This window comes from Bacillus sp. 2CMS4F (assembly GCF_023161785.1).
Lineage (GTDB): Bacteria > Bacillota > Bacilli > Bacillales > Bacillaceae > Bacillus > Bacillus halotolerans.
The window spans coordinates 46,118-65,008 of the sequence record NZ_JALNTO010000007.1; the positions used below are offsets into that span (position 1 = coordinate 46,118).

Consider the following 18,891-nt stretch of genomic DNA (forward strand, 5'->3'; position numbering starts at 1 on the left):
GGCATAGTTATATAACACAAATACCGCTCCACTTCCCTACGCAGGTCTGAACCTGTTCAAGTTATGAGGGTCTAAAAGTCACACTTTTATCTCAGCCCTTATAAAGGACACCCCTAGTGGTTTTACGAATACATATTGAATTGTTCTGCACCTCTATCTTAACACGAATCCTTATTTGGTCAAGATATTATCCTTCCAATGTTTTCTTAAGATCGGTTACGTACCCGCGTGATCCGGTGACAATTAAGCGGTCTCCGATTTTCAGTCTTGTATCGCCGTGAGGAACGATGCTGTCGACACCCCGGAAAATCCTGACAAAAATCACGTCCCCTGTTAAAGGAAATTCACGGAGAATCACGCCATCGTATTTGCTGTTTTCCATATTAATTTGATACAGCGAAGACTCCTGGTTCGTGAGCAGTTTCATGACGCCAGGCGCTTCTATCAGCGCGCGAAGCAGCGTTTTGGTCGACAGCAAGATGGAAAAGATGCTGATGCCCTGCTCTTTCAATTTCGCTTCGTTCTCCGGTGATCCGGTGCTGGCAATGACTCTTTCTGTTCCTTTTTCTTTGGCGTATAATGCGATGTCCGTATTCATGTCTTCATCCCCTGTCGCCACTACAAGGATTTCTGTATCAAATATACCGAGAGATTCAAGTGTTTGATGCTCATAATCAGAAATCGGTTCGACGGAAAATACTGAGTCTGACAGCTTTTCCTCAGCGTTTTCTTGATAAACGTGCACGACACGCACTTCATACTCGTTCTCAGGCAATTCAAGTGTCACAGGCAGTGTCATTTGATTAGCGCCGATAAATGTGATCTTCTTTTTCTCCTCCGGCTGCTCCTGTTTTTTGTACAGCTTTTTAAAACCGACCGGCGTAAAAATACTTGCAATAACCGCCACCAGCGTAAGCGCTCCTGACATATTCGCGCTGATTACATGAAGCTGCTGGCCGATTGTCGCAGCGGCAATCACAAGAGAAAGCGTTGATGTCAGCAGGAAACCAGACGCCAATATTGTGCGGTTATCATACCATTTCTTCAAGTACAGGACAGGAAGAATTTTGCTTACTAACAGCGCCATAAGCAGCAGCGGAATCATCACTAAAATTTTCGGGTCCTGAAAAAGTGTCCAAATATCCAATTTTACACCGACCATCACAAAGAAAATCGGTATTAAGAACCCGTAGCCGAAGGAATCAAGCTGCTGAACCAATTCCTTGTTCGGCGAGAGCAGGGAAACAAGTACGCCCGCTAAGAAAGCGCCGAGAATATTTTCTGCCCCCAGTGATTCAGACAGAGCCACCAGTACGATAATTAAGGTGAAAATAGCACGAGTCCCGATCTGGATCGTCCCTTTTGACATGGACTGAACAAAAGAACGGTGTTTGAAGACCCGGCCGAAAAAGTAAAGCACTACTCCGGCTGCGAACAGGATCATCAAGAGCCACATGTTTCCGCTGTCCTCTCCGTATAGAGAAGAAAATACAGCAAGAAGAATCATAGTGACCAAGTCAGCAATCACAGCAACAAGCAGGATAATCTGCCCGATGTTTGAATCCATGATCCGTTCTTCCTTTAAGGTTGGAACAACAACACCTAACGAAATCGTAGAAATAATAAGCGTCATTAAAAAAGCATTTTGGATAAATCCTGCCAAGACGAACCCATAGGACAGCAGCAATGATAAAATAAAAATACCGATAAAAATAATGGATGCTGTGGCAAATGTATTGGGTGCTTCCTTGCCGTTTTGCAAAAACTGCTTTTTCTTTCCTCTCTCAAAGGATGAAAAATCAATTTCAAGCCCGCTTAAAAACATTAAAAAGATAAATCCGAGCATAGAGAGCGTCTGAAGCCAAGTATCACCCTCCACAACTAAATTAAGGCCGCTTTTTCCTATAATCAATCCCATAATAATTTCAGCAACTACAACAGGGATGCTGAGTTTAAACCGATGCAAAAGGATGGGAGTTAAAAATGCAACGATAAGTACGACAACTAATGATGCGACAGATGTATGCGCCATAATCTGAACCTCCTTTTAAAAAAACATAACGCGATTTTAACAAGGGTGATGATAAAAAATAAAGTAATAAGGTCTCATTTTTTTTTAGAAAATGATTCTTCTATAATTTGCACATAAAAGCTGGTGATGACTCACAGCAATTTGCTTCATAATAAATAAAATCATGAGTAAGGAGGATGCTGCATGGCTTACTACGATATTATCAGCGATATTCATGGCTGCTACGATGAAATGACAGCCCTGATAGAAAAACTTGGATACACAATAAAAAATGGATTGCCTGTACATGATGAAGGCAGGATGCTTGTTTTTGCCGGAGATTTGACAGACCGAGGCCCTAAATCAATTGAAGTCATCCGCTTTGTAGCCCGCGCTTATGAACAAGGAGCAGTGCGTTATGTCCCGGGAAATCATTGCAACAAGCTATACCGCTACTTAAAAGGAAATCCTGTTAAAGTAATGCACGGTCTTGAAACAACTGCGGCAGAGCTTAAAGCACTTTCTGAGGAAGAAAGAAAAAAAGTCAGCGAACAATTTATGAAGCTTTATGAAACTGCGCCGCTTTACGACATCTTACATAATGGAGAATTGGTTGTCGCCCATGCTGGCATAAAGGCTGACGATATCGGCAAAAACACAAGAAGAGTAAAGGACTTTGTGCTTTACGGCGATGTGACGGGTGAAACGTATCCGGACGGAAGACCCGTCAGGAGGGATTGGGCCGCCGCCTATAACGGGAAAGCATGGGTTGTATACGGACACACACCTGTTAAAGAGCCCCGCATCATAAATCGCACCATTAACATTGATACAGGCTGTGTGTTTGGGAATGAACTGACGGCCTTGCGTTTTCCCGAACTGGAGACAGTCTCCGTTCCAAGCTCTATGCCCTATGACGAATCTAGATTTCGCGCCATATAAAAAAGGAGAGAATCGTTTTAATGATTCTCTCCTTTAACTAATTCTTGCATATCGTGCGGCAGAGCCGCATGAAACGTCATTTTCTCCTGCGTCAGCGGGTGGATAAACGACAGCTGCTCACTGTGCAGCGCCTGCCTGTCAATCTTTTGTCTCGTTCCGCCGTACAACGTATCGCCGCACAGCGGGTGTCCGAGGTAGCTCATATGGACGCGAATCTGGTGGGTCCGCCCTGTCTCAAGCTGCAATGCCACCGAGGTTAAGTCATCTGTTATACGTGTGACACGAAAGTGAGTAACAGCCTTCTGACCGCCCGGTGTCACCATCCGTTCAATGATACTGTCAGGATGTCTGTCAATCGGGGCGTCTATCTTTCCCTCTGTCTCTGTCATACGTCCATGCACAACCGCAACATATCTGCGTTTCACAAGGCCGTTTTTTTGTGCCGACGATAAAATGGAGTGGGCAAAGCGATGCTTGGCAATCAGCATGACACCAGACGTGTCCCGGTCTAGCCGGGTGACAAGATGCACTGTGGCCCGCACTCCGTTTTTTTGGTAGTGATGGATGATGCCATTTGCGATGCTTCCCGCCGGGTGCTCTCGCGACGGAATAGATGACACATACGGCTGTTTGTTTATCACAAGCACGTGTTCATCCTCATACAGAATATCGAGCGGAACAGGCTCGGCCAAAAGCGTCTCGCTCACCTGTTCCTCAGGAAACTTTACAACTAGAAGGTCTCCGTCTCTCAATACGTATTTAACAGTCACATGCTCACCGTTAATGAGAAGATCTCCTCCGCTAAACTTGATATCGGTCAGCAGACGTTTCGAAATCCCCAGCTCGCCCGCATATTCCTTTAAGGTCATTCCGTCTTCAGCGGAAGTGATGTTCTTTTCAATAATAAATTGCTCCACGATACGTCCTCTTTCTACTCACCTTTTCCGATAAATGAATCCTGGACTCTTTTCCAAAACGGAAACGGACGGAATCTTGCAAATCTTACATTTTCGGATGCAACCTGGCAGCGGATGGACTTTACATCCTTATGAAGCAGGGTTAAATGGTCAATTGTTACTTGAAAGTCAACTTCGTTTCTCGGTTTAATCATGCAATCATGATGGGAAGGGAGAAGGAGCGGTGATCCGACCGTCCGGAATACGCGGTTATTGATAGATGCCATTTCCGCCAGCTGAATCGCTCTGATGGATGGGTGGATAATTGCTCCGCCCAGCGCTTTATTATAGGCTGTGCTCCCGGAAGGCGTGGACAGGCAAAGGCCGTCGCCTCGGAACGTTTCAAAGAGCTGCCCTTTGATTTCCACATCCGCCACAAGGCTTCCTTCTATGCTTTTAATCGTACATTCATTTAACGCCAAATATCTTTCCTCTCGCTCATTTTCATGATAGGTCACTATCACTTCAAGGAGCGGATATTCCACAGTATGATACGGTGTTTTCGCAATTGCGAGCACCAGTTTTTCAATTTCATGAGGAACCCAGTCCGCATAAAACCCAAGATGACCCGTGTGAACGCCGACAAAAGCTGTTTTATCTAACCTGTCGCTGTATCTGTGAAAAGCGTATAAAAGCGTCCCGTCGCCCCCGACTGAAATGACGATTTCCGGTTCATTTTCATCCAGTTCCATGTCAAAATCCAATAAATACGCCTGTATTTTGCTTTTCAGCGTATCAGAAACATTATCTCCTTTTGACGATACGGCAAATTTCATGCTTTTTCTTCCCCTTTACCTATTGATGCTCGCTTCCTTTTTTCTTTCTGGAAAAGGCAGCTTGAGCTTCCTGTATTTCACCCTTGATCTCCGACATCTCTTCATCAAGCCGCGAAGCCGCTTCAGAAGCGCGCTGGAGCCTCAGTTTTACTTTTTCAGGAATGTTTCCGCTGTATTTATAATTTAATGAATGCTCAATGGTCGCCCAAAAATTCATCGCCAGCGTACGGATCTGTATTTCAACAAGAACATGTTTCTCTCCGGATATCGTCTGCAAAGGATACATCACGACAAGGTGATATGACCGATACCCGCTCTCTTTATGTTCTGCAATATAATCTCTCTGATCCACAACGGTGAAATCTTTTCGGGCAAACAGCATTTCCTTTACAAATTGGATGTCATCGACAAATTGGCACATGATCCTAAGGCCTGCGATATCCTGCATGGTTTCAATTTCATGTAACGGTATGCTTTTCCGTCTGGCTTTTTCGAGTATACTCGCCACAGGCTTGACGCGTCCTGTCACAAACTCAATCGGTGAATGGTCATCCTCATATTCATAAAGCGTGCGGATCCCCTTGAGCTTCACTTTTAATTCTTCAACAGCCTGGCGGTACGGCACTAAAAAACGCTCCCATTGCTTGTCATCCATCATACATCCCCCAATTCAGCACCAGTTTCTATAGAAATACGCGTTTCACTTTTTCTTCCATTTCTTCTCCGTAGTTCGCATTATCTTTAATATTTTCTAAAAGATACTCCAGCTCCTCATAAAGGCCTGACAGCTCAATGCTTTCCTTCCCTGCCTCTAAAACAATCGGTTTTCTTTGATCATAGGCCTGCTTCAGTTCAGGCCATATATGTTCCTTTATCATGACATATTCAAAAGAATCAGCTAATTCAAGTATGTATACAAAAGCAATGTTGTCAGAATCAACAAGCATTTGACCTGACGGCTTGCGCTCTGCTTCGATTCCTTCTGTCTCACAGGTTAGGCGAAGCTCATCATCCGATAGTGTTGCATTTACGATTTCGATTCTGTTTTGCATAATGCTCTCCTTTATAAACAAAGTACAGATTCATTTTATCATATCAAGCTCGATATTGATAAACCTAACATCTAAAGAGATAATAGTAAAAATGAGATTTACAGAGCTGAAAGGAAGACAATCATGAGCCAAGAAATTGAAATTGAATTTAAAAATCTGCTGACAAAACATGAATTTGAAAACATAGCTGCAGCACTGCACTTGACAGAAAAAGAATTTACAAATCAAGAGAATCACTATTTTGATACAAACAGCTTCGCACTGAAACAAAAACATGCGGCGCTTCGAATACGCAAGAAAAATGGCGAGTATGTGCTGACGTTAAAAGAACCGGCTGAAGTTGGACTTCTGGAAACCCATCAGAAACTTTCCGGCGTATCCGATTTTACACGTTTCACGATTCCGAAAGGCCCTGTCGAGGACCAGCTGAAGAAGCTTCACATCGATACAGACGCGATTCATTATTTTGGATCTTTAGCAACAAATCGTGCAGAAAAAGAAACAGAAAAAGGTTTAATAGTTTTAGATCACAGCCGATATTTAAATAAAGAGGATTATGAAATCGAATTTGAGGCGGCTGACTGGAATGAAGGCAAACTGGCCTTTGAAAAGCTGCTCCAGCAATTCAGTATTCCTCTGCGCGAAACCAAAAATAAAATTCAGCGTTTTTATGAAGAAAAACGAAAGTCTATATAAGGTGGAATGACATAGTGAACGTAACGAATTGGGCGGCTCTCCTTCAGCTTCAGGCATTACAGTCTATATCAAATGCAAGCAGCACGGGCAGTCAAAGTGCCGAAAGCCCGCTTTCAAGCTTCAGCTCCTTGCTCAGCCAATATACAAATGGACTGTCCCAGCAAACAACAGCGTCAGCAGCATCTTCAAGCCCGCTCAGCCAGCTGAACAGCGTTTACGGGACATCGCCGTCACTGCTTTCAGCTTACGGGCTTACCTCCTATTCAAACGGCAATGCCGGCCAAATGACAAAAGCGAGTGAAAGCACTGAAACAGCCGCTGTTGATGTCTCCTCAAACAAACAAGAGGATAAAAACATCAGTTCGGGTGACTTCTCAATCGACAGCGCTATAAAAAAAGCCTCTGACAAATACGGAGTCGATGAAAAATTAATCCGCGCTGTCATCAAACAGGAATCAGGCTTTAATGCAAAAGCCGTCAGCGGTGCAGGCGCAATGGGCTTAATGCAGCTGATGCCGTCAACAGCAACCTCACTTGGCGTTTCCAATCCGCTTAATCCGCAGCAAAACGTTGAGGGCGGAACGAAGTATTTAAAACAAATGCTGGATAAATATGATGGCAATGTATCCATGGCGTTAGCAGCTTATAACGCCGGACCGGGAAACGTTGATCGATACGGAGGCATTCCGCCTTTCAGAGAAACTCAAAACTATGTAAAAAAAATAACAGCAACCTATTACGCGTAACCGGAGCGGCTCTTGCCCTCCGGTTTTTTTGCGGAGTGAAATCTTACACATTCATGATTTGTATGTGATATGATATGAAATACAAACCCGGCTCTAAAGCCGAACCCTGTCTTCAAGCACATAAAAGGCAGTTTGTTTGTAGAAATGATGCCTTGTTGCTAAAATAAATCATAGATGAATTGAAATAAATACAGAAAATAACTTTTTGCAATAGGAATTATGATTCCTATTAGCCATATTTAAAGGAGTAGTCAACATGGGACAATCGTTTAACGCACCTTATGAAGCGATTGGAGAAGAACTTCTATCGCAACTTGTTGATACTTTTTATGAGCGTGTCGCGTCTCATCCTTTGCTTAAGCCCATATTTCCGAGCGATTTAACAGAAACGGCCAGGAAACAGAAGCAATTTTTGACACAGTATTTAGGCGGGCCTCCCCTTTATACTGAGGAACACGGCCATCCCATGCTCAGGGCAAGACATCTTCCCTTTCCAATTACAAACGAGAGGGCCGATGCGTGGCTCAGCTGTATGAAAGACGCAATGGACCATGTAGGACTAGAGGGCGATATTCGTGAATTTTTGTTTGGCCGGCTGGAGTTGACAGCAAGGCATATGGTGAATCAAACAGAAGCGGAGGATCGATCATATTGACAAACTATCAGCATGAGCAATACTTCGCCCATTGCCACGGCCATCCAAAAAAACCGCTGGAAATCTACATGTTTGTTGACCCTTTATGTCCCGAATGCTGGTCCTTAGAGCCTGTCATAAAAAAAATGAAAATCAGATACGGACGTTTTTTTACCTTACGTATCATCGCATCCGCAAGCCTTACAGCGTTAAATAAGAAACGCAAAAAGCACCTTCTGGCAGAAGCCTGGGAAAAGATCGCTAGCCGTTCCGGTATGCCGTGTGACGGCAGTGTATGGTTTGAGCAAGATCAGCCGCTCTCTTCTCCATATATGGCCGCTCTCGCATTTAAGGCAGCCGAACTTCAAGGAAGAAGAGCCGGTATGCAATTTCTTCGGAATATGCAAGAGAGTCTGTTCGTTTCGAAGAAGAATATAACGGATGAAAACGTGCTTTTGGAAATAGCGTCAAAAACAAGCCTAGATCTCGAGGAATTTCAAAAAGACCTTCACTCCCAAAGCGCGGTAAAGGCGCTTCAATGCGACATGAAAATCGCGGCTGAGATGGATGTTACAGCCACCCCGACGCTGACGTTTTTTAATACGCAGCATGAAGATGAAGGACTTAAAGTCCCCGGCAGCTATTCATATCATGTATATGAAGAAATCTTATTTGAGATGCTTGGCGACGAGCCGAAGCCGTCGGAAACACCGCCTCTGGAATGTTTTATTGAATATTTCCGTTTCGTTGCCTCTAAGGAAATCGCTCTTGTATATGATTTGAGTCTTGAAGAGGTAGAAAAGGAAATGAAAAAATTGGCGTTTGCTAAAAAGGTTGCCAAAGTAGAGGCCAAGCACGGAATGTTTTGGCAGTCCCTCACAAGCAGTTCTGATGAATACCAATCATGTGAAAAATAGCCGCAGGCGTGTATATGCTTGAGGCTGTTTTTTTGCGCAAAAATAAAACATATGTTCTGTTCAAAGCACTAAAGAAACCGCGCCGGGATAAGCGCGGTTTCATATGTCTTAACGACAACAAAGGGGATGGGAGAAATTTTTCACGGTCAAACAAAGGGGTAATGTTTGTTTGTGATCAATTTCACATCCTTATCATATCAAAAGTTGTCGACTGTTGACAACCATTAAGCTTAATGTTCATATTTTTGTCACAAAACATAACTGACAGATTTCATTCATATGCTTGTAAGGAACAAGGACGAGGAGGATCGCCATGATGTTTAATGTAATCTCAATTGTGTGCATTGTTGTTTTTTTCTGTTTAAATTTATTAGCTATGATGCATATGCTGCCTCTTTACATTACATCCCCTCTGCTATTTCTCTCTATTCTGTTTACCTTGTACCGCCTGAACCATCGGAAAACCTTTAAAGGATTTTAAAAAGCCTGTGCATCATTTATGCACAGGCAATTTTTTAAGACTGCTTTACTTTTAACAGCAGTTCTTCCATCTCATCAAGTTTTTCCTCAAACATTTTGCACGCAGCTTCAATCGGTTCTGGAGACGTCATATCAACGCCCGCTTTTTTCAAGATGTCGATCGGATATTGTGAGCTGCCCGCTTTCAGGAAGTCAATATAACGGTCAACCGCAGGCTTGCCTTCCTTCAAAATTTGGCTGCTTAACGCCTGGGCCGCACTGTACCCTGTCGCATACTGATATACATAGTAGTTGTAATAGAAATGCGGAATCCGTGACCATTCGAGTCCGATTTCTTTATCAATCACCATGTCGTTTCCGAAATACTTTTTATTCAGATCATAATATACATTGGTCAAGAGCTCAGGTGTGAGCGGCTCTCCTTCTTGCGCTTTTATATGGATAAGATGTTCAAATTCTGCAAACATCGTTTGTCTGAAGACAGTTCCTCTAAAGCCCTCAAGCATATGGTTGAGAATATATAAACGCTGTTTTTCGTCCTCTAAATTGTTCAGCAAATATTCACCAAGCAGCGCTTCATTTGTCGTGGAGGCAACTTCCGCGACAAAGATGCTGTAATTGCCGTAAGGATATGGCTGATGTTTTCTCGTATAGTAGCTGTGAACAGAGTGGCCGAACTCATGGACTAGCGTAAAGAGATTATTGACGTTATCATGCCAGTTCATTAAAATATACGGATTTGTGCCGTATGTTCCAGAAGAGTAAGCGCCGTTGCGTTTCCCTTTATTTTCATAAACATCAACCCAGCGGTTTTCAAGCCCCTCTTTTAAGATAGAGCGGTATTCTTCTCCTAAAGGTGCAAGCCCCTTTAGCATATAATCTTTAGCTTGTTCGTACGTAACCTTCATTCCCGCATCCTTCACAAGCGGTGTATACAGATCATAGATATGCACTTCATCCAGCTCAAGCACTTTCTTTCTCAGTGCAATATAACGATGCAGCAGCGGAAGATGCTTGTTAATCGTTTTGACGAGATTGTCGTATACCTCTTCAGGGATACTGTTGTTAGAAAGCGCAGCTTCGCGTGCTGATTTGTACTTTTTCATTCTTGCGTAGAAGTTGTCTTTTTTCACAGTCCCACTCAAGGTAGTCGCCATTGTGTTTTTATATTGGCCGTATGTTTTATATACAGCGTCAAACGCATTTTTGCGGACTTCGCGGTTTTCGCTTTCTAAGAAATTAATAAAATTGCCGTGAGTGATCTGTTTTTCTTTTCCCTCTTCATCTTTAATTGATGGGAATGTAATATCGGCATTATTCAACACGCTGAACGTATTTGATGACGAAGACAGCACCTCAGAAGCTTCAGCCAGCAGCGCTTCTTCCTTCTCGCTAAGCACGTGCGGGCGTTCCTTTGTGATTTCCTCAATCGCGTGTGAGTAAAGCTTCAGCTCTTCTTTTTCAAGAATAAACTGCTGCAGTTTGTCTTCCTCTATGGATAAAATCTCCGGAACAAGATAGGCTGTTGCACTTGCGGCCTGTGTATACAGATTTCCAGCCTTATCATTAAGCCCCTGATAAAAGGAGTTCCCGGTATCTTGGTCTGAGCGCATATGCGCGTATGTGTAAAGTTTGCCCAAACGCTGCATCACCTTATCTTGGTAAGTAAGGGCTTCGTATAAATGATCAGCTGAATCAGCCAGCTTGCCTTTATACTTAGATAAATCCGGTATTAATTCTTTGACAGCTTGAAATTCTTTATTCCAGGCCTCATCACTAGGAAAAATATCCTCTAGTCTCCATGTGTCCTCTACCTTTACCTCGCTTCGGTCAGGCAGTTGATTAGCTTTTTTTTCCTCAGCCATGGTGATCCCCCTCGTTTTCTTTGATTCAAGCCAATTGAAAAAACGGTTGTTTCTCAATAAACTTGTGTTGTGAATATCTTCCGGTTTTTCACTGCCATTTGTCAAATCATATGCAGTTATGAAGAGAACGAATGCCAAAAAAGCAGTAAAAACACGAAAAACCTTTCCTTTTGTGCTTCTCACAACCAGCCCACCACCTTTGTCTTAGGGTGAGCCAAATCATGAAAACTCATTCGATAAAACAGCTTCTGTCTTTTTCAATGAGATCCTGTAATGATTGGCTGCGCTTTGCGGGCTGATTCAGCACATATACTTCTTTCTGAGTCTCCCTCAAAAATCCCTTCTTGCACAAAAACTCAATGTACTGTTTAACCGCCTCAATGAAATCCTGATCCCTGTATACGCCTCTTAGCAGAATGTTCTTTTTATGAATGTGTATTTTGCAGTGCTGCAAAACGGCTGAAAAGCGAATGGGCGCATGTTTATATCCAAGATCCGTAATAAACAGATAAAGATAGCCCTGCCATACAAAAACGGGACTCTTAAAAACAGCTCCTTTCTTTACAGGAACAAACACCTCTGTCGGAAGAAAAGAGAGAGGTGTTTGCCGTTTTTCATAAAACAGAAGCCTGATCCGATTCATATCTTTAGAGAGAAACCGATGAGTTTTGCGGCGAAAACGGAGAATGGCCCCTGTCCAATCTGAGTGCTTAAACGACGAATTTGGTTCAGTGAAAAATAAATCTTCAGCCGCTGCCTGGCGGATTGGAATCGTTTGAACGGAGCAGTAAAAATGGGTTGTGTAAAACGGGATCATGTGGCTGAGCCTCAGGAAAGAATGTGTTTCGGGGCAGTAACATAACAGATCACTGTTCGGACTGGCATTGATAAACTGCCAATGGAAAGCGGACAGCTGGTAAAAGGATGATGATGTCCGTTTTAAGCGGCTGCCCCCAAGAATCCACTGCGGTATCATTCCTGCTTGTTTGAAACCGGCTGTTCTTTTTTGAAAGACATCTGGAGCGAGAGTCGCGCATTGGTATTCAACTGCAAGCGTATCCCCCTTTACTTTTGCCAAGATGTCGGGCCTTTGTTTAATCTCTTTCACGTACGGCTCTAAGAGCGGGGAAGCCTTTTGCGTTTTCAGCCATACATAAAGCTGCCGTTTTCCTTCTAAGTGATAGGCGCTCTCAGGTTCTATGTCTATCGTGCAGGACTTGTTCTGTTTATGGGCAAAATGCGGCGCTTTCTGAGACCCTAGCTTCACATCGAGCTCCTCTGCACACACCGGGCAGAAAAACCTGGTCTGCTTTAATTGTTCTCTCCTCTGCCTGCCTATGAGGTGAAACACTTGGCCGTCTTCTGTCACAGCACTAAACAATTGTCATCTCTCCTTTCCAGATTCATAACTCTTTCTGGAAATAACCGATGAACTCCTGTTCGCTGATGTTTTGCCTATATGTATGTTTTTGATTTTCCAGCTTCAATATGTTGTTTTGAAATAGAAAAAAACCGATTTCCGGCAAGAAATCGGTCTGCTATGATGCAAAGTGTTTTTTTATCGTTTCAAGAGCGTGCTCTGATACAACCAGCTTGCCGTATTCTTCAAGACGGTGTATGCTGATTGAGGATTCAGACGCGTACTCCAACAGGATGCTTAGCTGATTTTCAACCTCTTCATCAGTCAAATTGTAAAAATCCACATATAAATAATATCGGTTCTCAAACGAATATAAAGTCGTTTTACTTCCGTTAACGTTTAATTTAGATAGAGAAATTACATCTTCGAAGTCATCAAACCGCAAGACAAATTGAAGCTTTTGCTCCTTCTCTTCCTGATTGACTTCTTGCTCTTCTTTTTGAAAATCATCCAGCAAGGCGTCAAGATCCTCAGATGCTGGTTCTTGCTTTTTATCCTCAGGAATCGGCAGTTCGAGCTTTTGTCCGTCTTTGGAAAGCTGGGCTTTGGTGACGATAATTTCTAAGCCTTTGTCCAGTGCCTGAACTTGAATCCAAAGAGGACCTTCAACAGCGAATTCCTCTTCCTCATGAACTTCATCCATAACTTCCCAGAATAGTTCTTCACTGCGCTCACGGTTATACCAAATTTCTTCTCTGTCAAAACCGCGATCTTCAATATCTCCATAAGACATATAAAATTTTACTGTATGCTCGTTAATTCTTTCAATTTCCATTTGCCAACCTTCCCTTCTATATAAGATGTTGAAGGGACATCTAAGCTCCCGATTAATAGTACTTTACTACACTTTACCCATTCCGTCCACATCTTAACCTTGAACCAAGGCAAGTGTGAATTCCTTTGTATTTCTATTTTATGATAAATCAGTCACAAAAGAAATAAAAATGCATCTTCGGCCAAAAAATGGCTTGTCTTCCGCACCGCTATCATAAATTGCCTCCCGCTTCATATATTAGTGGTACAAGCGATGGAACGAAAGCGAGGTGCCGATTCATGGAGCATGACTATCTGATATCGCTGCTGCTTATCGTCGGAATTGATCTGATTCTCGGCGGCGATAATGCAGTCGTGATCGCCATGGCCAGCCGAAATTTACCGGACAAGCAAAGACAGCAAGCCATTATTCTCGGAACATTTATCGCCGTTGCGATGAGAATCGGATTAACAAGCGCAGCGGTTTATCTTTTGAATATTCCTTTCCTGCAATGCGCCGGCGGAATTTTCCTTCTATATTTGGGATACCAGCTATTAATTGAAAAAAAAGACGCCCAGCACGTCAAAAGCAGCACCTCTCTGTGGAAAGCCATACGAACAATTGTACTCGCAGACCTGTTTATGTCGCTGGACAATGTTATTGCTGTCGCAGGAGCGTCGCACGGTGAGCTTTCTCTCGTTATGATTGGTCTGTGTGTATCGGTGCCGGTAATTATTTGGGGCAGCAAACTTATCCACATCGCGCTTGAGAAAATACCTTTATTGATTTATGCGGGAAGCGGATTATTGGCTTATACAGGCGGAGAAATGATTGTCCGGGATAAAAAGCTGTCTTTTTTTATGGCTCAGCACGGCGCCGTTGAAGCGCTTCTCCCCATTTTAACCGTCGTCTTTGTCATCCTTGCCAGCATTTATTATCAGCAGGTTGAAAAATAAAAGAAGGCTGATGTCTCAGCCTTCTTTTTAACGTGCGATCTATTAGTTTGCCAAACGCTGTGCTTCTCTTAATTGGAAAGAGCGGACTTTTCTTGGCAGGAAACGTCTGATTTCGTCTTCATTGTATCCGACCTGCAAACGTTTTTCATCGATGATGATCGGACGGCGAAGCAAACCTGGGTGCTCGTTGATCAAGCGGTACAAGTCTTGCAGCGGCATTGATTCAACGTTCACATTCAATTTTTGGAATACTTTTGAACGGGTTGAGATGATCTCATCTGTTCCGTCCTCAGTCATTCTTAAGATTTGTTTTATTTCATCAATTGATAAAGGTTCAGAGAAAATGTTTCTTTCTACATAAGGAATCTCATGCTCCTCGAGCCACGCTCTCGCCTTTCTGCATGAAGTACAGCTTGGTGATGTGTATAATGTAACCATTCATCTTCACTCCTCTAATTAGTAGGATGAACATCTATTTTATTCTTAAATTGAAATTACTCTAAAAAAGGAATCTTTATAGGTATTATACTATAAAAAAGTAAGTGTGAACAGTGTCCTAAGAAAAAAATGTGTCAATCCAGCAAATTTTTATTTTATTCATGTGTTTGCATTCTCAATTAGCTTAACTCATCGAAAATATTTTTTTGCTTTTCTTCATCAATGAGTGTCAGGACTTCATCCGTTTTTTCGTATGATTCCCCGTACCATTTCTCATCTTTATAAGTATGAATGTTTTCATATGTCTGTTTCATGGCTTCAAGAATTTCTTCTTCTGATTCTGTTTTCGGTGACCAGTACAGAATCTCCATCTTGTTGACTTCATTCGTAGCCAATGACCGGCGCCGGTACCCAATTGACTGAGCATGCTTAAAATGCTCTCTTTGATAAAATCTCAGGCGTTTTTCTGTATCAGCATCATCTTCATCCACAGGCTCCACCTCAAGCAATATCGGCTTATTTTTCTTTTTCAGCTTGGCAATCAGTTTGCCGCCAAGCCCCTGCCCTCTTGCGTCTTTTGACACATACAGATAATCAACGAAGATAAAAGATTCAAATTCCGCAAACATTAAAATATGATGCTTGCCTTCGTCTTTATGATAAATATCGCTTCGCTCTTTCAAAAGAGCTTCCATATGCGCTTTTGATTTCAATTCTTCAATTGGAAAGTACTCGCTAAGCTTTTCGTACCAGTTCATTGATTTGCTCCTTATGAGTTCGTTGTCTTCATACTTTTAGATATACCCCATTTCTTCTTGTTTAAACAGCCTTACATCTATAAAGACGTACGAACTTTCCGCATGGTTTCATTTTTTTTCGGCAAGTAAGACGATTCGTCGTTCCACCGGAGATGTTTGATCATGCTAATTCGCGTGTTTTTCCCGTTTGTAATGACTCAGGCCGGGCTGCGCCAACGCAATCAAAAAAGTCATGACGTATAATACAGCCGCCGAAATAAAAGCTGTTTTTGCACCAGCAGTATCAGCCAGCAGTCCCATGATGGAATAAGTAACACCAGACCAAGGAGTCAACAGCGCGTTTTTGGCAGCCATGATCCCGATGCGTTTATGTGCCGGAATGACCTCCTGCAATACGGTTTCTTGACAAATATCTCTGACCTGATAAAAAGGCCCCATTGCCGCGCAAGCCAGAGCGCATAAAAACGGCAAGGGAGAAACCGCAAAGAAAAATGTCAGCACTGACATCACAAGTGAGCTGAATATAATCGCGCACCCCATGTTTCGCTCAAAAAATGCAGAAAAATGGATGGCGATGACACTGCCGATCATAGCACCTATAAAATAAGAAGCGTTAAAGATTCCCCACCACACTTCTGTTTCATGCAGAACAGCCACTGTAAAAGCCAAAAGAATGGCAGATGACCAAACTGAGCCGGCAAGAGCTTCTATCATGTCCATTGCAGTGATGTCTCTTACAATCGGGGTTGTCATCAAATCCTTCCATACACTTCTGGCAGATGCTGCTTCAGCTGTTCTTTTCATTCCTTCATCGTTCACATGAAGCAGGCTGATGAAAGCTCCGGAAAAGACAAACAGGCAAATGGCACTGCCGACAACGAACTCAAAAGATACAGCATATGTAAGAAGACCTCCAAGTCCCCAGCCAGCTGTTAAAAACAATTGATTAGCGAGTGAAATCACGCCGTTTGCTTTCACGTAATGCTCTTTTGAAACAATGACAGGCAGCAGCGCAAACCTTGCCGGCTGAAAAAAGGCGCCCGAAAATGAAAAACAAAAAACAAACAGCAGCGTTAAGATCAAGGAGGAAATTCCGTTTTGGCTGACACTGTATGCGATTAGCATCGCAAAGACCGCTCTCAGCAGACTTGCACCGGCAAGCACCTTTTTAAAACCAAGCTTATGGAGTGCATCTGAAATGCAAAAGCTTGCCGCAACACTTGCAAACGACATGAATGATAAAATAAGACCCGAAAAAAAGACAGAGTCGGTCATTTGATAGACCCTTACCATTCAAACGATTGTCACCAGTACTCCAGCTAAAGATTGCAGAGATTGCGACAGAAGCAGCGCAAAGACATTTTTCTGATGAATAATTTGAATAGTGTCCGCCTCCGTTTTTCCTCTAATTGTAAAAGATATGACTCTTACTTTCTATCAGCCAAATAAAAAAATCCTTCAAAACATTTGTTTTGAAGGATTTTTAACTTATTATGAATAGGCTTTAAATTCTTCTTCCGTGCACATCACAAAATGACCTGGTTTTACTTCACGGAATTCCATCTTTTCTCCATCCTTTAGCCGATGCACGGACGGATCGTATTTCTGGCGGACACGATTTCTCTCATAATCCGGGTCAGGAAGCGGAATGGCAGAAAGCAATGATTTTGTATACGGGTGTAGCGGGTTTTCGTAAAGTTCATCTGCCGGCGCAAGTTCAACCAGCTTTCCGAAATACATCACTCCGATACGGTCGCTGATGTATTTGACCATTGATAAATCATGGGCGATAAACAAGTAGGTGAGCCCTTTTTCCTTTTGGAGTTCTTTCATTAAGTTCACGACCTGTGCCTGAATAGACACATCCAATGCAGAAATCGGTTCATCCGCGATAATAAATTCAGGATCAACGGCAAGAGCTCTCGCAATCCCGATTCTTTGCCGCTGTCCGCCGGAAAATTCATGCGGATAACGGTTGGCATGCTCCTTGTTTAAACCGACTGTTTGCAGGAGCTCATGAACCCGCTGCATACGCTCTTTCTTCGTTTTCGTCAGCTTATGAATGTCGAGGCCTTCTGCAATAATATCTGCGACTGTCATTCTCGGATTCAGCGATGCATATGGGTCCTGGAAAATCATTTGCATTTTGCGGTTGAATTCGAGCAGCTTTTTGCGGGATTTTTTACCGTGAACATTTTCACCGTTAAACAGCACCTCGCCATCAGTTGCTTCGTACAGCCGAATGATACTTCGGCCTGTTGTCGATTTACCGCAGCCAGATTCACCAACCAGACCTAATGTTTCGCCCCTATAGATATCAAACGACAGGTCATCTACGGCTTTAACCGTTCCTCTCGGCGTAACAAAGTGCTGTTTTAAATGTTTGATTTCTAATAGTTTCTCCGTCAATTTATTCACCTTCTCTCACTAAGACAGGTTTTTGATACGTATTCGCCAGCGTCCGCATTTTCGCTTTTACCGTTTCAGGCGGCTCTGCCTTTGGCGCATCAGGATGAAGCAGCCACGATTTCACATAATGAGTATCGGAAACCTTAAACATTGGCGGCTCCTGTTCAAAATCAATTTTCATCGCATATGAGCTCCGAAGCGCAAAGGCATCTCCTTTTGGAGGATTTGTCAAATCAGGCGGCGTGCCCGGGATTGCCGTCAGCTGTTCGTCTCCTGAGCTGTCAAGTGTCGGCATGGATGCCAGCAGCCCCCAAGTATACGGATGTCTCGGATCGTAAAAAATTTCGTCTACCGTTCCGGTTTCTACAATCTGTCCCGCATACATCACGGCAACTCTGTCGGCTACGTTAGCCACAACACCGAGATCGTGAGTGATAAAGATAATGGACGTGTCGATTTTCTTTTGCAATTCTTTCATCAATTCAAGAATCTGCGCTTGGATGGTCACGTCGAGAGCAGTTGTCGGTTCATCGGCAATTAACAGCTTCGGATTCGCCGCAAGTGCCATCGCAATGACAACACGCTGTCTCATCCCGCCTGAAAACTCGTGCGGAAATTGGTTGACCCGTTTTTCCGGCATTGGGATACCTACTAAATCCAGCAGCTCAACAGCACGTTTTTTCGCAGCTTCCTTTGAAATGTTTTCGTGTTTAAAAAGCACTTCCGTAATTTGTTTGCCGACTTTCATTGTCGGATTTAAAGAGGTCATCGGATCTTGGAATATCATTCCGATCTCTTTCCCCCGTACATTTTGCATCTCTTTTTCGGACAGCGGCACTAAATCCTTGCCGTCAAATAAAATCTCACCGCGTTTAAAATAACCCGGGGGCATCGGTATCAGCTTCATGATCGCTTGAGATGTCACACTTTTTCCGGAGCCTGACTCCCCGACGATTGCCAATGTTTCTCCTTTATTCAGATGGAAATTCACTCCGCGGATCGCCTGGACCTCTCCGCCGTATGTTTTAAATGAAATCGCTAAATCTTTTACTTCTAATAGGCGTGTCACCCGTATCACTCC

The 18,891-nt window shown here is 43.2% G+C and carries 21 protein-coding genes and 1 riboswitch; of the genes, 7 read left to right on the plus strand and 14 right to left on the minus strand.

The annotated features are described in order from the left end of the window. Positions 1 to 16 precede the first annotated feature (16 nt). Positions 17 to 125: riboswitch (TPP riboswitch) on the minus strand. A 62-nt stretch (positions 126 to 187) separates the two neighbouring features. Further along, positions 188 to 2,032 (minus strand): monovalent cation:proton antiporter family protein, encoded by a 1,845-nt coding sequence (locus MTN95_RS11895; RefSeq protein ID WP_248338265.1) that lies wholly within the window; start codon positions 2,030 to 2,032, stop codon positions 188 to 190. A 183-nt stretch (positions 2,033 to 2,215) separates the two neighbouring features. Here MTN95_RS11895 and prpE point away from each other — a divergent pair, with 183 nt between their 5' ends. Then, complete coding sequence (prpE, locus tag MTN95_RS11900) at positions 2,216 to 2,953, plus strand: bis(5'-nucleosyl)-tetraphosphatase PrpE (protein ID WP_248338267.1); 738 nt, start codon at positions 2,216 to 2,218, stop codon at positions 2,951 to 2,953. Between the two features lie 17 nt (positions 2,954 to 2,970). Here prpE and MTN95_RS11905 read toward each other — a convergent pair whose 3' ends face one another. The 4 genes from MTN95_RS11905 to MTN95_RS11920 are packed head-to-tail and all read right to left on the minus strand — an operon-like array spanning position 2,971 to position 5,737. Beyond that, positions 2,971 to 3,870, minus strand: coding sequence for an RluA family pseudouridine synthase (locus tag MTN95_RS11905; protein ID WP_202853253.1), 900 nt, complete (start codon positions 3,868 to 3,870; stop codon positions 2,971 to 2,973). A 14-nt stretch (positions 3,871 to 3,884) separates the two neighbouring features. Continuing rightward, complete coding sequence (locus MTN95_RS11910) at positions 3,885 to 4,685, minus strand: NAD kinase (RefSeq protein WP_010333761.1); 801 nt, start codon at positions 4,683 to 4,685, stop codon at positions 3,885 to 3,887. Between the two features lie 19 nt (positions 4,686 to 4,704). Next, positions 4,705 to 5,340 (minus strand): GTP diphosphokinase, encoded by a 636-nt coding sequence (yjbM, locus tag MTN95_RS11915; RefSeq protein ID WP_024120930.1) that lies wholly within the window; start codon positions 5,338 to 5,340, stop codon positions 4,705 to 4,707. A gap of 28 nt (positions 5,341 to 5,368) precedes the next feature. Next, positions 5,369 to 5,737: a UPF0738 family protein gene (locus MTN95_RS11920; RefSeq protein ID WP_248338269.1), complete on the minus strand. Its 369-nt coding sequence runs from the start codon at positions 5,735 to 5,737 to the stop codon at positions 5,369 to 5,371. A gap of 123 nt (positions 5,738 to 5,860) precedes the next feature. Here MTN95_RS11920 and MTN95_RS11925 point away from each other — a divergent pair, with 123 nt between their 5' ends. From MTN95_RS11925 to MTN95_RS11945, 5 genes are all read left to right on the plus strand, one after another. Beyond that, entirely contained in the window at positions 5,861 to 6,433 is a 573-nt protein-coding gene (locus tag MTN95_RS11925) for a CYTH domain-containing protein (RefSeq protein WP_101863859.1), read from the plus strand. A 14-nt stretch (positions 6,434 to 6,447) separates the two neighbouring features. Beyond that, positions 6,448 to 7,179, plus strand: coding sequence for a bifunctional muramidase/murein lytic transglycosylase (cwlQ, locus tag MTN95_RS11930; protein ID WP_248338271.1), 732 nt, complete (start codon positions 6,448 to 6,450; stop codon positions 7,177 to 7,179). A 256-nt stretch (positions 7,180 to 7,435) separates the two neighbouring features. Next, on the plus strand, positions 7,436 to 7,834 hold the full coding sequence (locus MTN95_RS11935; RefSeq protein ID WP_010333756.1) for a globin domain-containing protein: 399 nt from the start codon (positions 7,436 to 7,438) through the stop codon (positions 7,832 to 7,834). After that, positions 7,831 to 8,730 carry a protease adaptor protein SpxH gene (gene spxH / locus MTN95_RS11940; RefSeq protein ID WP_024120926.1) on the plus strand — a complete coding sequence of 300 codons (900 nt, stop codon included), beginning with the start codon at positions 7,831 to 7,833 and terminating at the stop codon, positions 8,728 to 8,730. Before MTN95_RS11935 ends, spxH begins: the two co-directional genes overlap by 4 nt. A gap of 313 nt (positions 8,731 to 9,043) precedes the next feature. Continuing rightward, the gene (locus MTN95_RS11945) at positions 9,044 to 9,211 is read left to right on the plus strand and encodes a hypothetical protein (RefSeq protein ID WP_024120925.1); all 168 of its coding nucleotides are present in this window, start codon (positions 9,044 to 9,046) and stop codon (positions 9,209 to 9,211) included. Positions 9,212 to 9,245: 34 nt separating this feature from the next. Here MTN95_RS11945 and pepF read toward each other — a convergent pair whose 3' ends face one another. From pepF to MTN95_RS11965, 4 genes are all read right to left on the minus strand, one after another. Beyond that, positions 9,246 to 11,075 (minus strand): oligoendopeptidase F, encoded by a 1,830-nt coding sequence (gene pepF, locus MTN95_RS11950; protein WP_248338274.1) that lies wholly within the window; start codon positions 11,073 to 11,075, stop codon positions 9,246 to 9,248. Between the two features lie 229 nt (positions 11,076 to 11,304). Continuing rightward, positions 11,305 to 12,456: a competence protein CoiA family protein gene (locus tag MTN95_RS11955; RefSeq protein ID WP_227598261.1), complete on the minus strand. Its 1,152-nt coding sequence runs from the start codon at positions 12,454 to 12,456 to the stop codon at positions 11,305 to 11,307. Between the two features lie 157 nt (positions 12,457 to 12,613). After that, positions 12,614 to 13,270: an adaptor protein MecA gene (gene mecA, locus MTN95_RS11960; protein ID WP_024120921.1), complete on the minus strand. Its 657-nt coding sequence runs from the start codon at positions 13,268 to 13,270 to the stop codon at positions 12,614 to 12,616. Then, positions 13,237 to 13,362, minus strand: a complete 126-nt coding sequence (locus MTN95_RS11965; protein WP_120698858.1) for a hypothetical protein — start codon at positions 13,360 to 13,362, stop codon at positions 13,237 to 13,239. The genes mecA and MTN95_RS11965 overlap by 34 nt, the downstream gene beginning before the upstream one ends. 186 nt (positions 13,363 to 13,548) lie before the next feature. Between MTN95_RS11965 and MTN95_RS11970 the strand changes: the two genes are divergently transcribed. Next, positions 13,549 to 14,205: a TerC family protein gene (locus MTN95_RS11970; protein WP_044156385.1), complete on the plus strand. Its 657-nt coding sequence runs from the start codon at positions 13,549 to 13,551 to the stop codon at positions 14,203 to 14,205. A 42-nt stretch (positions 14,206 to 14,247) separates the two neighbouring features. On the opposite strand, the gene spx is transcribed toward MTN95_RS11970, so the two are convergent. From spx to oppD, 5 genes are all read right to left on the minus strand, one after another. Further along, on the minus strand, positions 14,248 to 14,643 hold the full coding sequence (gene spx / locus MTN95_RS11975; RefSeq protein WP_024120919.1) for a transcriptional regulator Spx: 396 nt from the start codon (positions 14,641 to 14,643) through the stop codon (positions 14,248 to 14,250). Positions 14,644 to 14,822: 179 nt separating this feature from the next. After that, the gene (locus MTN95_RS11980) at positions 14,823 to 15,401 is read right to left on the minus strand and encodes a GNAT family N-acetyltransferase (protein WP_010333747.1); all 579 of its coding nucleotides are present in this window, start codon (positions 15,399 to 15,401) and stop codon (positions 14,823 to 14,825) included. 165 nt (positions 15,402 to 15,566) lie between these two features. After that, on the minus strand, positions 15,567 to 16,694 hold the full coding sequence (locus MTN95_RS11985) for an MFS transporter (protein WP_248338276.1): 1,128 nt from the start codon (positions 16,692 to 16,694) through the stop codon (positions 15,567 to 15,569). A 198-nt stretch (positions 16,695 to 16,892) separates the two neighbouring features. Next, positions 16,893 to 17,810 carry an oligopeptide ABC transporter ATP-binding protein OppF gene (gene oppF, locus MTN95_RS11990; protein ID WP_024120917.1) on the minus strand — a complete coding sequence of 306 codons (918 nt, stop codon included), beginning with the start codon at positions 17,808 to 17,810 and terminating at the stop codon, positions 16,893 to 16,895. Position 17,811: 1 nt separating this feature from the next. Beyond that, the gene (gene oppD / locus MTN95_RS11995) at positions 17,812 to 18,888 is read right to left on the minus strand and encodes an oligopeptide ABC transporter ATP-binding protein OppD (protein WP_105953725.1); all 1,077 of its coding nucleotides are present in this window, start codon (positions 18,886 to 18,888) and stop codon (positions 17,812 to 17,814) included. Positions 18,889 to 18,891 lie beyond the last annotated feature (3 nt).

Bases quoted from the DNA above. Each gene is read 5' to 3' on its own strand.
- pepF (WP_248338274.1), bottom strand. From the start codon at position 11,075: ATGGCTGAGGAAAAAAAAGCTAATCAACTGCCTGACCGAAGCGAGGTA.
- MTN95_RS11970 (WP_044156385.1), top strand. From the start codon at position 13,549: ATGGAGCATGACTATCTGATATCGCTGCTGCTTATCGTCGGAATTGAT.
- MTN95_RS11935 (WP_010333756.1), top strand. From the start codon at position 7,436: ATGGGACAATCGTTTAACGCACCTTATGAAGCGATTGGAGAAGAACTT.
- spx (WP_024120919.1), bottom strand. From the start codon at position 14,643: ATGGTTACATTATACACATCACCAAGCTGTACTTCATGCAGAAAGGCG.
- MTN95_RS11945 (WP_024120925.1), top strand. From the start codon at position 9,044: ATGATGTTTAATGTAATCTCAATTGTGTGCATTGTTGTTTTTTTCTGT.
- mecA (WP_024120921.1), bottom strand. From the start codon at position 13,270: ATGGAAATTGAAAGAATTAACGAGCATACAGTAAAATTTTATATGTCT.
- MTN95_RS11910 (WP_010333761.1), bottom strand. From the start codon at position 4,685: ATGAAATTTGCCGTATCGTCAAAAGGAGATAATGTTTCTGATACGCTG.
- MTN95_RS11920 (WP_248338269.1), bottom strand. From the start codon at position 5,737: ATGCAAAACAGAATCGAAATCGTAAATGCAACACTATCGGATGATGAG.
- MTN95_RS11895 (WP_248338265.1), bottom strand. From the start codon at position 2,032: ATGGCGCATACATCTGTCGCATCATTAGTTGTCGTACTTATCGTTGCA.
- MTN95_RS11980 (WP_010333747.1), bottom strand. From the start codon at position 15,401: ATGAACTGGTACGAAAAGCTTAGCGAGTACTTTCCAATTGAAGAATTG.
- prpE (WP_248338267.1), top strand. From the start codon at position 2,216: ATGGCTTACTACGATATTATCAGCGATATTCATGGCTGCTACGATGAA.
- MTN95_RS11965 (WP_120698858.1), bottom strand. From the start codon at position 13,362: ATGTGGACGGAATGGGTAAAGTGTAGTAAAGTACTATTAATCGGGAGC.
- MTN95_RS11985 (WP_248338276.1), bottom strand. From the start codon at position 16,694: ATGGTAAGGGTCTATCAAATGACCGACTCTGTCTTTTTTTCGGGTCTT.
- MTN95_RS11925 (WP_101863859.1), top strand. From the start codon at position 5,861: ATGAGCCAAGAAATTGAAATTGAATTTAAAAATCTGCTGACAAAACAT.
- yjbM (WP_024120930.1), bottom strand. From the start codon at position 5,340: ATGGATGACAAGCAATGGGAGCGTTTTTTAGTGCCGTACCGCCAGGCT.